At 58.3% G+C, this 14,375-nt stretch carries 12 protein-coding genes; 5 read left to right on the top strand and 7 right to left on the bottom strand.

Features of this window, described 5'->3' with window-relative positions:
* Positions 1 to 10 precede the first annotated feature (10 nt).
* Together G3O06_RS01720 and G3O06_RS01710 are read left to right on the top strand one after the other, a co-directional pair.
* Positions 11 to 445, top strand: a complete 435-nt coding sequence (locus G3O06_RS01720; protein ID WP_205814707.1) for a hypothetical protein — start codon at positions 11 to 13, stop codon at positions 443 to 445.
* Positions 446 to 1,969: 1,524 nt separating this feature from the next.
* The gene (locus G3O06_RS01710) at positions 1,970 to 2,251 is read left to right on the top strand and encodes a hypothetical protein (RefSeq protein WP_205814705.1); all 282 of its coding nucleotides are present in this window, start codon (positions 1,970 to 1,972) and stop codon (positions 2,249 to 2,251) included.
* 106 nt (positions 2,252 to 2,357) lie between these two features.
* On the opposite strand, the gene G3O06_RS01705 is transcribed toward G3O06_RS01710, so the two are convergent.
* The 7 genes from G3O06_RS01705 to G3O06_RS01675 all read right to left on the bottom strand — a co-directional run bounded on the left by G3O06_RS01705 (position 2,358) and on the right by G3O06_RS01675 (position 7,487).
* On the bottom strand, positions 2,358 to 2,546 hold the full coding sequence (locus G3O06_RS01705; RefSeq protein ID WP_205814704.1) for a hypothetical protein: 189 nt from the start codon (positions 2,544 to 2,546) through the stop codon (positions 2,358 to 2,360).
* Positions 2,547 to 2,559: 13 nt separating this feature from the next.
* Positions 2,560 to 2,922, bottom strand: a complete 363-nt coding sequence (locus G3O06_RS01700; protein WP_205814703.1) for a hypothetical protein — start codon at positions 2,920 to 2,922, stop codon at positions 2,560 to 2,562.
* Positions 2,912 to 3,412, bottom strand: a complete 501-nt coding sequence (locus tag G3O06_RS01695) for a hypothetical protein (protein ID WP_205814702.1) — start codon at positions 3,410 to 3,412, stop codon at positions 2,912 to 2,914. Before G3O06_RS01695 ends, G3O06_RS01700 begins: the two co-directional genes overlap by 11 nt.
* 56 nt (positions 3,413 to 3,468) lie before the next feature.
* Positions 3,469 to 4,539 carry a hypothetical protein gene (locus G3O06_RS01690; protein WP_205814701.1) on the bottom strand — a complete coding sequence of 357 codons (1,071 nt, stop codon included), beginning with the start codon at positions 4,537 to 4,539 and terminating at the stop codon, positions 3,469 to 3,471.
* Positions 4,536 to 5,648: a toxic anion resistance protein gene (locus G3O06_RS01685; RefSeq protein ID WP_205814700.1), complete on the bottom strand. Its 1,113-nt coding sequence runs from the start codon at positions 5,646 to 5,648 to the stop codon at positions 4,536 to 4,538. Before G3O06_RS01685 ends, G3O06_RS01690 begins: the two co-directional genes overlap by 4 nt.
* A 17-nt stretch (positions 5,649 to 5,665) precedes the next feature.
* Entirely contained in the window at positions 5,666 to 6,430 is a 765-nt protein-coding gene (locus G3O06_RS01680; protein WP_205814699.1) for a toxic anion resistance protein, read from the bottom strand.
* Positions 6,431 to 6,674: 244 nt separating this feature from the next.
* Complete coding sequence (locus G3O06_RS01675; protein WP_205814698.1) at positions 6,675 to 7,487, bottom strand: hypothetical protein; 813 nt, start codon at positions 7,485 to 7,487, stop codon at positions 6,675 to 6,677.
* Positions 7,488 to 7,655: 168 nt separating this feature from the next.
* Here G3O06_RS01675 and G3O06_RS01670 point away from each other — a divergent pair, with 168 nt between their 5' ends.
* The 3 genes from G3O06_RS01670 to G3O06_RS01660 all read left to right on the top strand — a co-directional run bounded on the left by G3O06_RS01670 (position 7,656) and on the right by G3O06_RS01660 (position 14,326).
* Complete coding sequence (locus G3O06_RS01670) at positions 7,656 to 8,936, top strand: site-specific integrase (RefSeq protein ID WP_205814697.1); 1,281 nt, start codon at positions 7,656 to 7,658, stop codon at positions 8,934 to 8,936.
* 162 nt (positions 8,937 to 9,098) lie between these two features.
* The gene (locus G3O06_RS01665) at positions 9,099 to 10,343 is read left to right on the top strand and encodes a hypothetical protein (RefSeq protein WP_205814696.1); all 1,245 of its coding nucleotides are present in this window, start codon (positions 9,099 to 9,101) and stop codon (positions 10,341 to 10,343) included.
* Positions 10,344 to 12,826: 2,483 nt separating this feature from the next.
* Complete coding sequence (locus tag G3O06_RS01660; RefSeq protein WP_205814695.1) at positions 12,827 to 14,326, top strand: RepB family plasmid replication initiator protein; 1,500 nt, start codon at positions 12,827 to 12,829, stop codon at positions 14,324 to 14,326.
* Positions 14,327 to 14,375 lie beyond the last annotated feature (49 nt).

Genomic DNA, 14,375 nt, shown 5'->3' with positions numbered 1-14,375 from the left:
TGGAGGTGAAATGACACCAGTTGAGCGGCTGCGGGTATTTGTTGCAGAAATGCTGGAGTGGGAAACCTCGTTTGACGCACAAAGGCGTGCGCAGCAAAGCGAGCGGCCGCAAGATGCGGCCTTTCGAGAAAAGATGATGCAAGAGAATAAAGATAAGCTTCGGAGAATATTCGCGGAGCATCTAAGTACGTCGGCTTTGGCTACGAAGGCAAACGCTCGTCTCGACACAATGGGGACGGGCCGTCCCCCAGTGTTTGCGCAGCAGGTACTGGAAGACACCGAAATTCGTTCTGGCAAGAACGTATATGTAGAAACGCTGAATGAGGGAGACATTACTCCGCGTCGACGCTACGCTCTTGTCATGGAAGACAATGAGCCGAAGATCGATACGGTTTACGCTCGGCGCGACAGTATGGGTAAGTGGGACAAGCAGGATTCCATCTAGCGGCGGCCAACGTTCAGGTTCACCTGGAACCGGCAAGTTGAGTTTCCCGAACCCGACGTGAGTCGACGGCAATGCGTGTACGAGCCGGGCAGCTTCACGCTGCTCGCGCGGGTGATAAGGCCGGCGATGTTTCACGACCGGCAAGTCGACCCGTCGGCACATACGTGCTTGCGGACTACTATTGTGATCAAATTTTCGCGGCATTCGAAAAAAATGCTTGGACGTCACGGATGATTGATGTTTGCGGTGACACTGTGGACGGGCCACTCGACGCCGCGACGCCCGTGCGGCATTTCGATCTTACTGTCAGTGGGTTCTCCCTAGCTGACTCGGTCGACGGTGAGGCGGCCGAGGATATCGTACTCACGGACTTTCTGACGCGGGCATGGCTTGAGCTGGCCAGTTCGTCGCCGACGCCGGTTCCGCGTTGCCCACATTGTGATGGGCTTCGCGTTCGGCCACGGCAATTCGGTGGTCCGAACAAGCAGCTTCCCGGGTATTTCTGTCACGCGTGTAGGCGCAGCTTTAATCGACTGACGGGCACTCCGTTTGCGCGTTTGCGGAATCAGGCAAAGGTCAACGCATTAATTCCGATGCTTTCGCGTCAGACGGCGTTGACGAACGTCACAGAGCGGATCGGCATGTCGTATGAAGGGGTCCTTTCGTGGCTCTTGGCATTTCGCAGCTACGTGCTCGAGCTTGACCCGTCGGGTGACTGGGAATCTCGGATTCGACTAGGGATTCACGCTCTCCCGCATGCACTGTGCATGCGCTGCGGCTTCGAGGGCGGGTTCCTTTCCGGTGGGTTCGATGCGCAGCGCCGTCGCCGCATCCGATGTCCTCAGTGTGGGCGTCATCGGCTACTGGATGTAACCCAACGCGAGGGACGGGCTCTCGACGCAGTCGTTGTGCGCGATTCGATTGTGCCGGCCGTTCGCCGGCGTCGAAAACACCATCCGGACATGGCCATGCCGCCCGTTCAACGGGCGGCCCGCGTGGACGACGCGACACCGAACGTTGCTGTTCGGTCGCTGCGGAAGCTCGACAGTGTTCTTCTACCAACGCGGCGTCTGCCTCGGGGGGCGGTGCAACGCGGCGAAGACGCGGTGCTTTCGGTCTTTTTGCTTGAGCAGATCGACAAGGTGCTGAGTTCGGACGCAACTCCGGTCCCGTGTCCATGGTGCGGTGGCGGCCGTACCAGTTACCATCCATATCGGCGGCCCAGCGGACTTCCTGGCTTCCGATGCCAGTCCTGCCTTGCGTACTTCACCCGCGTCTCGAATACGCCGTTGCTGCTTCCGCAGGCACGCGTACATGCGCGGCGATTCGTAACCATGCTGGGATGGCGCGAGGGCTTCGACGCGGCCGCACGTGAACTTGACCTGGGACATAAGGTGGTCAGGCGGTGGGTTCGGGCGTGGCGGCAATGGCTGATACTGCTTGATCCAAGCGGAGAGATGGAAGCTCGTGTGCGGCTAGGAGTACCACCTCAACCGCGGAGATCCTATACTTGACCGAAACGCGATGACGCATACCGATGCCGCCGATCCGGGACTGGTGCGTTCGGGATCGGAGTGCCCCTGGGTGAAATCTTACTTGGTTCGAGGGATCGATTTGACTGATCATCGTTACGTCCAGATTTCGCCCGACGTCATTTTCTCGGCCGATATTTTCACTCCCGCGTACCTCGGGTTGCCAGCGAATCGGACGAGCAACCGTGCGGAACGGGCATCTTCTGACAAACCGGACATCGATTCGCGTCAGATTGACATGTGGGCCGACGACGTCGATCACTCACCCGTGTAGAGGAGAAGGAGGCGTCTTGAACCTAGGCTCTGAGGCATTAGATAGGACTGCAAATTAGATTTTACATAACCCCAAGAAGCGAACCGTAGCCGTTCAGAAACCATGCTTAGGCGTATTCGAATTTCATGACTGCGATGATGGAACGAAGCACGACCGTGCAGTGCTCCATCGTTACCGCCTGTTCGAGCAGACCGCCGGAGTCGACCGCATTGAGCGATGCTCTGGGTAAAGTAACCGTGACGACCGCGCTCTTCAACATGACATCCACAACTTCTCGGTCTTCGGGATTGTTCATTTCGCGCTGAATCCTAATGGGAATTCCGAACCTTCGCAACCAGCCGTTCGCGTGCAGCCTGCACGGGATAGTCGGTCGTGGAGACTGTGTATCCGCCGGTGTCGTGCATCAGCGCGTCGAAGAGCGCGGGCTGATACTCCCACCGTGAAATCGTCCCATGTGCGCTGAGAAGGTCGGCGATGGTCCGTTGTGTTGCAGGCGATAGGCGGTCCCAGTTCTCGCTCAGGGCGGTGTACTCCCACGCGTCGACTTCGTGGCTCTGGTGAAAGGCACCAAAGGCGATCCCGGCCAGCGTAAAGGCGATTGGAATGGTCAAGTTTTTCAGTACCCAGTGACCGAGTGTCGGGAGGGTTCCACTAGCTGCGTCATTTTTCATAGCCGACGTACGTTCGTGTGAAGGGCCAGTAAGAGAAGGGATCGCAGCGAACAACAATCTCCCCGCCGGCCTTATGCAGAATCATCCTCGGGCCGTGCCTGCCGCGGCAGATACGATCCGTCATGTCATTGAACAGCGGGCTCTCAGTGTTCGCGCTACCGAGCGCCAGGTGGCCGTTCGCCAGCCACGCCGGATACGTTTCGGCGTTTATGAGAGTGAGGCGTTCCGCTATGGAAGCGACCGTCATCGCAATGACGGTAAAGAACACCGCAAGCAGAGCGATTGCTGCCACTTTCGCACCGCGCATTTCCCGGCGCCAGGCTCTGCGAGCCAGTGCCGGCAGAAACAGGAGCACACCGATCGCGATCGTCCAAATCAGGGTCACCCACGACTTGTCTATGATAGAAGACGATGCCGCTATCGAAAGGCAGGCGCCCCAGTAGCATTGATCGTTGATGCTGATTGTCAGCCGCTGTGAACTGTCGCTCATTAGTATCTGCAGGTATGGAATGTGACTGCGGCCAGGAAGTCCTGGCCGCACGGGCGTCATGTTAGCACTGCCTCCAACGGCTCTCGCCGATGTACGTTGCCTTCGTCGTCAAGAACGTAGTAAAACGGTTGCTCGTTGTTCACGCTTGGGAATAAGCGGAGGGCTTGCTCTAGCTGATTCCCGGAAAGATCGGAAAAGCGCATCATTCGCGTGTGCTGTTGCAGCTGGTCGATGCGCCGCAGGCGAGCCGTGATCGATTTACCGAAGCCAAGCAGACCGAGAGCGATGGCTAAAAGGATGCCACACGAAGCGAGTTGGGCGTCTTCCCAGGATTTGAACCGACGAACGCGGCCCATTGCATCTTGGACGTACGATTTTGCCCAGTTCGATCGAGGTTCTTTGAAGTATGCCTCGTCGATCGCGTATGCAACGTCGAGACGCGGCGTCAGACCAGCGTGTTGGAGCGATTCCGGGGATCTGCTCATCGTCTGCGCGAAGGCCCCCAGATGGTCGGCGCTGCGGTCGATGACGGCCAGCTGTGCCAGCACATATTGGTCAGCAACGGTCGACGGTTTTGCGAACGCCTCCCGCAGCCATTTCGTGTCCAGAGAATCAACGGCCTGCATGAAGACCTGCCGCTCGCTCATCTGCGGAGCGCTGTCACTACTAGGCGCACCACCGACCATGGAGAACATCAGCATTGGTGCCGTCAGAAGTATTCCAACTCCGACGGCCAGCTTGCCGAGCACTCTCATTCCGCCGTCTTCACCGAGGAAAATCATCGGAAGGCCGACAATGAGAGACAAAGGGGCAAGGACCTCACCTACCCCTGTTAGCATGGAAGCCATCGATTCCAACGCACCGGAAAGCGGTGAACCAGAAAACGCGGAGCCGTCCCCGCCGCTGGGCACGGCATCGGAAATATGGGCGATGATCGTTTGTGGAATGTCGAGCGAGGTGATCACGGCCACCGGCACCGCCCAATGAGCCTTGAGCCCAAAGTACACGGCCAGCCCCGCAGACACGGCAGCGGCGACACCCGCGAGCGCCCCCCACTTGACGAATTTCGACGCCCGTTTTCCGAGCGTAACGATCTCCGCGTTAAATTCGGTTACCTGTGCGCTCACGCAACCTCCCGCACGCCCTGATTCGTGAGCTTGGCACGCAGGTCGATACGCATGGCTTCGATCTGCTTTTCGGCTGTAGCGCGCTGAGCCGCGCCATTTTTCTGAATACGGATGACGTCCTGGACCGTGCTGATCAACTCGGACTGGACGGTCTGCAGCGTGTCGACGTCGATGACCAGGCGCTGGTTCGCACGGGCCGTTTCGACCGAGTTACGGTGCAGAAGGGCTGCGTTCCGCCGGAGCAGGTCGTTCGTGGTGTCGTCAATCGTCGTGGCCAGATCCACCGCGTTGCGCTGCTCATTGAGCGACAGCGCGAGCATGAACTGGCGCTTCCAGGCCGGCACTGTGATCTCGCGGATCGTGTTGAACTTGTCGACCAACATCTGGTTGTTGGCCTGGATCATGCGGATCATCGGCAGCGTCTGCATCGCGTTCTGCTGCAGAGCGGTCAGGTCGCCGATCCGCTTGTCGAGATTCGCGTTGAAGGCGTCGAGATCGGACAGTTCCTGCAGGCGGGCCGGGTCGTTGCCGACCTGTTGACGCAGATCCTCGGCCTGCTGGGTAAACTGCGCGTACTGGATCTTGCCGGCCGCGATATGGATGCCGAGCAGACGATGCTCTTCGCGCACGGCGCCGAACATCTGCTCGAGGCCTTCGTTACGTTGTGCGACGTTTTCTTGGGTGGTCTGGACCTCGGCGACAAGGCTTTCAATTTGTCCGCGCGTCGTGTCGAACTGGCCGATGAAATTGCGCGTTCGAACGCGGAACTTGTCGATCAGGGGTCCGACAACCGGAATCTTCGAGCGATTGTTGGAGAGCGCCGAGACGTTGAGCTCACGTGCGATGTTCACCACCTTCGTGAGCTTCGCGCCAGCCTCGTCGAGATCACTGTTTCTGACTTGCTCGAGCAGGCCGTCGGCGTAACGCGACGTATGATCCGCGACGTCGCGGCCGAACTCGGCGACGCTGAGTGGATTCGTAGGCTGGAGGCGAAGCGCAACCTGCTGCACTTCTGCGACATCGTCGTCACGGAGACCCAGCGCGTTGAGGTTCGAAGCGGTGAGGTCGAAGGTGGCCGCGGTCGTGCGCGTTTGCAAATCGAGTTTCATCGTCGTTCTCTCCATGGTTACTGTTTGATCCCTTCGAGGCTCTTGGCGAGGCTGGTAGCGAGCGCACGGTGCGCCTTCGTCGCCTCGTTGATCAGAGCCGAGTTCATGTTGGTGGTAGTGATCAGCGCCAGGGTATGCCGGCGCCAGACAGGCACCATGACCGAAACGGCCTCGTTGTAGCGATCCAGCATGTCGACCGCCTGGGCACGGGTCATCTTCATCTGGATGATGCTCATTTCATTCGAGGCGAGCAGGGTGGCCATGTTGGCAAGCTTGCGGGCGAATCGTTCGCGTGGCCGATCGAACTCGACAACGCCTCCCTGAATTTCGCCCGCGGCCGGATTCTCGTCGAGAAATTCACGGCCTGCCTGAATGTACAGGCGCAGCTCATCCGAATCGGCGGTATGCGTTGAGATGACTTCGTCGATCCGTTTGAGCGTGTCGCGCACGCGCTGCGCGATGCCTTCGGTATCGGAAATGAGCTCATCGAGGGACTTTCGAGCCACCTGATACCGCAACTGCCGCTCGAGCGGCTTTCCCGTCAGGCGCTCCAGCCACGTCGAGGGGCGCGAGATCCGTTCCGGATCTGCATCCTGAAGTTTCCCGACAATCTGGGCGATCCGCTCAGCAAGCTTCCCGACAGACCCGCTTTCCATCAGGTCGGATATCTCGTTGATTGCAGCGGCACCGCCGGCGGTATTGCCGTATTCCGCGATCGCGGCCGAATTGGCGAAGAGCCGCGGGAGCATTTCCGCCTTGATGTGTTCAACGCTCAGCGTCATTTACGAACTCAGTTATTGGTCGACCACCCAGCAAGGGGCGGGGAAATTTCGGGAAATTGAGTACTTCCCGTCACGAACTTAAACCCAGTCTGACACGACCCAAACCCAATTCAAGCCCCCTTATGAGGCTTTCTTGAGCGTCAAGATGTGAAAAATACCCCAGTCTGTTAACGTCAGTGCTGTTCAAGTTCTGAAGGGGAAGTGGCCGATTCCAGAGTGCCGCGTCAACCCAAACGCGCTAACTCTATTGAGAAAGTGCCCGATTTCCCAGTATCCGGCGCATCGCATCGGACTGCGTCCTTTCGACTGCGAGAGCTTTTTCCGCAGCCTCGGCCCGGGCCTTATACAGATCTCGCTGCTGGCCGAGATCCTGACGTAGCGCATCAGTCTGGAGGAGAAGATGCCGCTCAAGTCCCGAAAGGCGGGTGACGGTGGCGCTTAGATCGCCAAGTCGATCAGTCAACGCCTGGGCCTGCGCGGCGTGCTCGGTACGTTCGTTCTCGATCTGCTCGCCAGCAACTCTTGCCGCAGCTTCCGCGGTCATGGCACGGTCGAGTAGCGAGGCCCGCTGCGCTTCCAATCCGGAGATTCTGGCGTAAGCGTCTCGAAGCACCGATTCGGCCACCTGTACCCGGGTTTTCAGCTCGAGGAGTTCGTCATTGGAAATTTGCTGGCCGACGGCGATCTGCGGTACCGGCGCGGCGACAGCCGGCACCAAAGCCTGCTGGTCGACGGGGAGAGTCTGCGCGGTAGCGAGTTCGGACGTGGGCGCGGTCAGGGCGATGCCGGAAGCGTGCGCCCGCTGGATGGCCTTGCTCCAGGTCTGCGCCGACGGGCGCCGGCGGATCAGGAAGGCGTCGAGCAGCCGCTCATAGGTCGTTTGTCCGTAGATTCGACCGGTACAGCGCGTGACACCGACGATGAATTCGTCGAGAAACCGGCCGTTATCGCCGGGCGCGGCGTTCCGATCGGCAGCTTCGGCCGCGGGGATCATCCCGCGCATCTGGGCGTCGGTGAAGGAGATTCGAGGGCGAGCCACGGAATCCTCGGGAAGCATTGTACCGAGCCAGTATAGGCGGGCGCGTGAATTGAGTAAATAAAATCGTAGTTTTAACTACGATTTACATCTACTTTGCATCATTATTTGTATAATGGTGCGTTCTGTACGGATCAGGCTTTATTCGGAAAACTCTACTCTCCGCCGCTGGACAAAGCAAAAACAACCATGCCCAAAGAACTTGCGATCGAAGCCTACGTGGTCGAGCAGCTGCCCAGCTCGGCGCCGCCCAACCGAGCGACCAGTCCGATCCTGCCGCTCGGACTCACCGAACAGGAAGTCGTGATCCAGTGGCTGAAGACAAAGGAAGCTGGCGACGGCCGTCTGGCCGAGACGACGCTCGCCCAGTACGTGGTCGAGGCGCGGCGGCTCTTCTGGTATGCGCGATGGATCGACACGCCGATCTCGGAATGGACGCTCGAGGAAGCCGGCGACTATCTTGCGTTCCTGAAAGCTCCTGACGACGCTGCAATTTGCGCCGAGCGTGTCCCGCGCGGCGATGCTCGCTGGACCCCGTTCCGCAAGGCCCTGAGCACGGCATCCGCACGCCAGAGCCAGGTCATCGCCGGCAGCTTGTTCAAGTGGCTGGTGGCGGTCCAGTACCTTCGGGCCGATCCTTTTGCCGGGTATGGTCTTGCGGGAAAGAAACGTCAGCGAGGCAAGAAACAGAAGCGGTTCGTCGGTCCAGACGGCCTTGAGCTCGCCCGGGAGGCGATCGTCGGTCGGAAATTCGGCACTAACCCGGACGGCAGCGACCGAGAACCTACCGACCGCGAACGGGCGAAACAGGCTCGAGATCTTTTCGTCTTGGATCTCTTCACAAAGACCGGCTTGCGCACGTCGGAGGCAATCAGCGCGACGATGGGCTCGATCCAGTACGTGCGCTTTACCGCCGCGCAGCGGGCGAAGAACCCCGACTATCCGGAGGGCGTCTGGGTGATCGAGGTCGAATCAGGGAAAGGCGGCCTGGCACGGACGGTCTCGTGCGCTGCCGTCATGGGTAGCCTCCAGGATTATCGGCTCGCCTATGGCCTCTCCTCCCTGCCCATCACGGGCGAAACGACCCCTCTCATCCTTGGCGCCCGGCGGCGAACGCCCAAGCTCAACAGGCAGGTCAGTGACCGGGGGCTTCGCGCCCTGCGCCGGGATCTGGGAACGATCGACGGCGTCACGGACCGGTCCTCGCTGTACCGGCTGGTGAAGGCGATTTTCAAGGAGGCGCTGGCTTGGTGGGATGCTCGCGATCCTGTCGAAGCGGACAGGCTCGAACAAGCCTCCACGCACTGGCTGCGTCACAGTTTTGCCAAAAGTTTGGTCGCGTCCGGCGCCGACCTAATTACCATCGCCCGAAACCTTGGTCACGCCGACGTGAACACCAGCCTCGTGTACATCGACGACGAGGAAACATCTCGTGCGCTGGAAACTGAAAAATTGCTCTCTCGGCGATAGGAGCCGCTAGCGCCAACTGAGGTGTTGGCACCCTCCTCGGCCGACTGTTGCGACCCTTTTTGATATGGGGTACGAAATGATGCCACATTCGGCAATGCATGACATCGCAGCACAGGGCGTGGCATCCTATGTCGACGTTCCGGAAATGGTTCGGGAAATCATATGGGCAAAGCCAGCAGACGCAAGGCAGACCTCAAAAGATTGATTGAGCTTGACCAGCGCTCGCCAGGACCGAAAGGTGCCGCCAAGACTTCATCTGAGGCTTTTCCAGATGGTCTGCCGCTAGATTTCGTCGACTTATTGCGCTCGGTAAACCACCCGATGTTCCAATTCGCGGAGGTCGACCTGGCGCGCATGCGCGAGAGCGACGAGACTCCCGAAAAGATCTTTCCGCCAAACGGCACCTGCGCCGAGGACGACTTTGTTCAAGCGTGGATCATGGCCATGGCGAACCGCCCGCAGGAAAACCCGTGGGTGTTCGACCCTCGCTTGCTCGAAGCCGCCTCTCTCAACGCTCTACGCCAATATCGGTGTGTCGTCAGCTTTCTTCACGGGGGCAGCAAAACATACTATTTCAGTGCTGGCTTGACTGAGAGTTTGTCGTATACAGCGTTGAACATGCCTGCGCCGGCTTTGAAGTTGCCGGTGCCCGGATTTGTGTTTGTTTTTCGCTCTGACGCAGCTTCAGAAGCATTTCACGCGATGATCGGAACTCCGATTGACAGGGTTCACACAATAACGGTCTTTGTCCGCGAAGACACATTGAAGGAATTCGGGTTCCGACGATTGCTGATTGTCGCGTATGAACACGAGGACCACTGGGGAGGGTCTTCCAATGGGATTTCCCGGCAACTTGCAATGAAAGATGACTGGGATCTGGAACAGGCGCTCAATACTGACTGGGACAAGCCGGACATGCGCGGTACCGCCAATGTTTCAACGACTAATATTGGTTGGTCGAAGGCGCCTGATGGGTCGCTTGTCCCAGAGGACGGGGCCGTCGAGCGATTCCTCGACGAGAAAGTCCGTTTTATCAGGATGGTGGTGAATGGCATTCTTTACGTGACCTCGCGCGGAGCAGAAATCACCGAGCTACTCGCGCCCCGCCCAATCCACGCCGGAGGTCATCGGGACCACAAGTCACCGACTGGCTCGTCATCTAGCCGCCCGTACTCGCTCGTTGGCGAGAGCATCAAACACATCCCCATAGTCATCGACCCGACGGTGCATTACGACCCGAGCTCGCTGGGTAGCAAACGCGCAGTCAAGGTCCGCTTCCTTGTCCCGGGATTCTGGCGACGCCCGCCCAATAGCAGTCCGGACGCGAAAAAGGACGTTTGGGTCAGTGCACATTACCGCGGTCCCGAAATCGCTGACTTGGTCAACAATCCTTACATCGTTCGCTAACGCGGCGTCAGCAGCCCCTCGCCTCGCCCAGGGAAGCTCCCGAATTCGCACTAGGAATGCGCTCCGGACGTAATTGAGTTGCGTGTGTGTGATCAACCGAACCGCACCGTTCCGCTCGGAACGCACCGCAGCCTCGTTGACGTTCAGCAAAAAACGAAGGCACTGCAGCGGATATCATGGGAAACCTCCGGGACTGCCGGGTGGCCTATGCTTTGCCAGCGCTGCCCGTACCGGGCTAACAGATTCCCCTCATCCTGGGAGTTCGCCGGCGGACGCCATAATTCACGGCACTCCCCTTCTCCTACGGCCGGTCGATCTATACGGCGATCGCGGGCACGGCGAATTCAGGTGGAATGGGGCCATTCTTCGCGTTCTAATCGGCGCCCTTCTCTTCCTTGAAAACCGGCCAAACAGGCCGGTTTTTTTACGCCTTACTTGCTGCAGAATCGGGGTCTTCTCCTGAAGACCTGGGGTTCGGACGAATCGAAGATTCGTCCGCATCGGTGCCTGATAAGCGCCACGGCGTATATAACCCACAAAGGTGAGAAGTTTCGGGATCACTTCGCGCCAAAGAAGTCCCCCCATCCGCCCACGCTCCGGCGGCGTCGGTCGTGCGCGAACCTTTGGGTATTCTGGACCCTCGGATGCGGGCCCACGAGAAGAAGGAAGAATCCTCACTGCGCTAAAAGTGCCATCGTTAGTATTGTGAAGAGGTCGGCACGCGACGCATTCGCGAATCTGACATTCGTGTAAAGGCCTTATCCAGCATGGGTTTCGCGGCTCTCCTGTCGCCTGGCGGCTTTAAGCCCGCGGCAAATGTGCCATCGTTAGAAAGACGGCTTGTCCTCGACATACCGGCGCTGCCAATTTCCCCGCAGGCAAGGCGCTTTCGCAAATGTGCCATCGCTAGAAACTCGAGCGGCCGACAAATGTGCCATCGTTAGATAGGGTAGGCAGAACGCGCTCAGCTCACGCAGCGACTGGAAAGCCTTATCCAGCAACGGTTTGGGCTATTGTGTTGCGCGCCACGGGCTCAGATCTGGGGCTTGTTCATAGAAACCACGGGCGGTGCCGGCCTCAAATGTGCCGCCGTTAGAGAGCAAGTCCCCATCGGGCAAGCATGCCCCGGGGTCTCCGGGAGTGTTTTCCAAATGTGCCATGCTTAGATGCCTCTTACGGAACGCATCTCTGCGCCGAGACTGACATCGAAGCTCCAAGCGCAGGCACCTTGTCTAGATCCTCATAAGCCTTGTCCAGCAAGGGTTTGACGGGACTTTCACAGAGGGCACTACACGTTGCCTAGAACTGCTGCACATGTGACGACGTCCCGAATTTAACGTCAAATGTGCCATCGTTAGACAATGCAACTCTCCCTGCGCTCCAGCGGCCGGCAAGACCATCATCCTTTCGCCAAATGTGCCATGTTTAGAAACGAAGGGAGCATCCGCCCCCGCTCTAATGTGCCATCGTTAGTACGAGACTCGAAGGCCCTCCGAGGAGCTCGCAAGCCTCCCAAGCTTTCCTCAAACCCTTTGTCTATAAGGGACTTGAGGGATTTGTCCACGCTGCTGGCCATGACGAGACGCCCACTGCAGTGGCACTGACCGACCGCAAATGTGCCATTCGTAGAGAAAATTCATTGGGGCGCTCGAGCGTCACTGCGCGAGTCGCTGGGCGAGGTCTTCGCCTGAAGACACGCAGGCCGCGGGCACAAATGTGCCATCGATAGAGTGGCTCGTGAGATTAGGTTGCCTACCATCAGGCCTACGGCAGTCCCCTCCAAACCCATATCCGACACGGGTTTCGCAAATTGTGCCGTCCTGGTGTGGGTAAGGCTTTGCGGCATATCGATGCACCGCGACACCCACCCGGACGGTATATGTGCCATGGTTAGAAGACAAGCGTAGCGTGCGATGTCAGTCGGCTCGACTTTTCATGTGACGTGGATAGAGTGTTGTGTGCCGTGGCTAGTGCTGTGAGCGCCTTCGACCTCCATCTCGCCTCCTCGTCCTGTGTCCGCAAACGCTTGCCAGATAAGGCTCTCCGGCTAATGTGCCACACTTAGAAGCAACGATCTAAGCATGGCACAATTCGCGGGACTCACTCTATCCATGGAACAACAGAGGGTATCCATGGAACCGAAACCTGGCCTTGGCACCGAATTCCTCTGAACATGGCACAGGTGCATGCTGGAGATGGCACATTGAGGCACTAACGGCGGCACGCAAAAGTGCCCCAACCCACTGAATTCATTAGAATTTCTGTGGTCACCAATAAGGTTTACAAGGTTTATTCAATAAACCACAAGCAGTGTTTTTAGAAACGTTGGACACCTCAACCACATCCGTCCCGAGACCTCGCCAGGAAGGACGATTCTAACAATGGCACTGTTGGCACTAGCCGTGGCACCAACATCTCGTTGACACAGACGACGGAACCCTCTTAAATGTGCCTCAACTCAACCTCTGATGGCACATTTCCTCATGGCCAAGGCGAAGCCTTCCGCTCAGACTACTGTTGACCTGACGGAGATTGAGGTCCTGCCGGCAGAACAAACAGTCCCCGTAGCCAGAAAACGCGCGCCGCGCAAGCCGCGGGCCGTCGGCTCCTCGCAGACAAAAGTAGTTGTTGTAAAGGAAAGCTCCGAGCAGTCGGATAGACCCGTCGAGCTGCGTAAGGCGCCGGAAGCAATCACGATACGCAACATGTCGACATCTGGCGAGATCACGTTCTTGCAGCGTAAGGCGTATAACGTCATGTTGCATATCGCGCAGAAGAACCGCCAGGAGGACGAGATCACCTTTGAAGTCAGCGTGACCGAGTTCGCTTCTCTTGTCGGGCACACGAGCGCAAACAATCGTGAGTACCTCAAGGAGATAGCCCGCCAGCTTGCTTCCATTCAGGCTGAGTTCGATTTCCGTGGTGATGCGAGCGGCCAGCGAAAGAGCAGCTGGGGTATCGCCAACATGGTGGCCGAGGTCTACATCACCGAAGACGGCCAGAAAATCCGGTTCTCGTTTCCGCCGGAACTCGCAAAGAAATTGCTCGATCCGGAGATCTACAACCGTATCGACATGCGAATGCAGAACGTCTTCACGAGCTACTCGGCGCTGACCCTGTGGGAGACCGTGAGTCGTTATCACGGCTTCGCCCAACGTGAGACGTTTCATGAACACTGGACGACTTGGAGCGTACTTCTCTCCGGCTCAAAAACGGCACACAGCCAGTTTCGAGATTTCAACAAAATGCTGCTTCGCGCGGTCGATCAGGTGAACGCACACGAGCAGCGGTTCAAGATCGTTCTGCACCTCTCCAAGCGCGGCAAGAAGATGGACAAGATGTGGTTTGTCCTCGAAAACAGCGATCAGGCCCAGTTGCCGATGGAGGGCCTGCCGGCCATCGTCGGTGAAGAACTCCTCAAGCGACTACGCGCTTTCGGATTGCAGGACGAGGAGATCACGGCCACGGCGATGCGATTCGATGAAGAATATCTACTTGCGCAAGCAGACTACACCGACAAGCGCATCAAAAAGAAAGGCGCTGAGCCTGTCGCAAGCCCGAAGGCTTTTTTCATGGCTAGTGTAGAGAACAACTACGCGGACGCGCCGCGGCGCCCGCCACGCACGGCTGAAGAACCTCGCGCACCAAGCTCTCCAAAGCTGCTGCCCAAGGCGGAGCCGAGGATGACTCTGACGACGATGAAGGACGCTTACAAGAAGGCCAAGGTCGATGAAATTCGAGTACGCTTTGCGGCCCAAAGTCCCGAGAAACAGCGGGAAATCATCGCAGATGTCGAAGATGACCTGCGCAAGAACTCCTTGGCTTGGCAGCAGTACACAAAGAAGGGACTCACAAAGTTGGTGGAGGCCACGATCATCGAGCTGATTTACCAGAAAAACGTCTCAGAGCCTTCAGCGGAGGAGTTGCTCCACTTTGCGTTCGAGATTGGTGCGATCACCGCGGCCGCAGGTGCAGCCTCCTGATCGCCCGATGGCAGGTTGCGGCTCAAGCAAAGGAGAGATCAGTCTAGCC

Origin of the sequence: Burkholderia sp. Ac-20345 (assembly GCF_017104825.1) — a bacterium.
Lineage (GTDB): Bacteria > Pseudomonadota > Gammaproteobacteria > Burkholderiales > Burkholderiaceae > Burkholderia > Burkholderia lata_B.
The sequence above is the reverse complement of the archived record's forward strand: the minus strand, read 5'-3'. Positions and strand labels throughout refer to the sequence as shown.

Excerpts from the sequence above, each read along its gene's own strand:
- G3O06_RS01720 (WP_205814707.1), top strand. The coding sequence starts at position 11 with ATGACACCAGTTGAGCGGCTGCGGGTATTTGTTGCAGAAATGCTGGAG.
- G3O06_RS01710 (WP_205814705.1), top strand. The coding sequence starts at position 1,970 with ATGACGCATACCGATGCCGCCGATCCGGGACTGGTGCGTTCGGGATCG.
- G3O06_RS01705 (WP_205814704.1), bottom strand. The coding sequence starts at position 2,546 with ATGAACAATCCCGAAGACCGAGAAGTTGTGGATGTCATGTTGAAGAGC.
- G3O06_RS01700 (WP_205814703.1), bottom strand. The coding sequence starts at position 2,922 with ATGAAAAATGACGCAGCTAGTGGAACCCTCCCGACACTCGGTCACTGG.
- G3O06_RS01695 (WP_205814702.1), bottom strand. The coding sequence starts at position 3,412 with ATGAGCGACAGTTCACAGCGGCTGACAATCAGCATCAACGATCAATGC.
- G3O06_RS01685 (WP_205814700.1), bottom strand. The coding sequence starts at position 5,648 with ATGAAACTCGATTTGCAAACGCGCACGACCGCGGCCACCTTCGACCTC.
- G3O06_RS01680 (WP_205814699.1), bottom strand. The coding sequence starts at position 6,430 with ATGACGCTGAGCGTTGAACACATCAAGGCGGAAATGCTCCCGCGGCTC.
- G3O06_RS01675 (WP_205814698.1), bottom strand. The coding sequence starts at position 7,487 with ATGCTTCCCGAGGATTCCGTGGCTCGCCCTCGAATCTCCTTCACCGAC.
- G3O06_RS01670 (WP_205814697.1), top strand. The coding sequence starts at position 7,656 with ATGCCCAAAGAACTTGCGATCGAAGCCTACGTGGTCGAGCAGCTGCCC.
- G3O06_RS01665 (WP_205814696.1), top strand. The coding sequence starts at position 9,099 with ATGGGCAAAGCCAGCAGACGCAAGGCAGACCTCAAAAGATTGATTGAG.
- G3O06_RS01660 (WP_205814695.1), top strand. The coding sequence starts at position 12,827 with ATGGCCAAGGCGAAGCCTTCCGCTCAGACTACTGTTGACCTGACGGAG.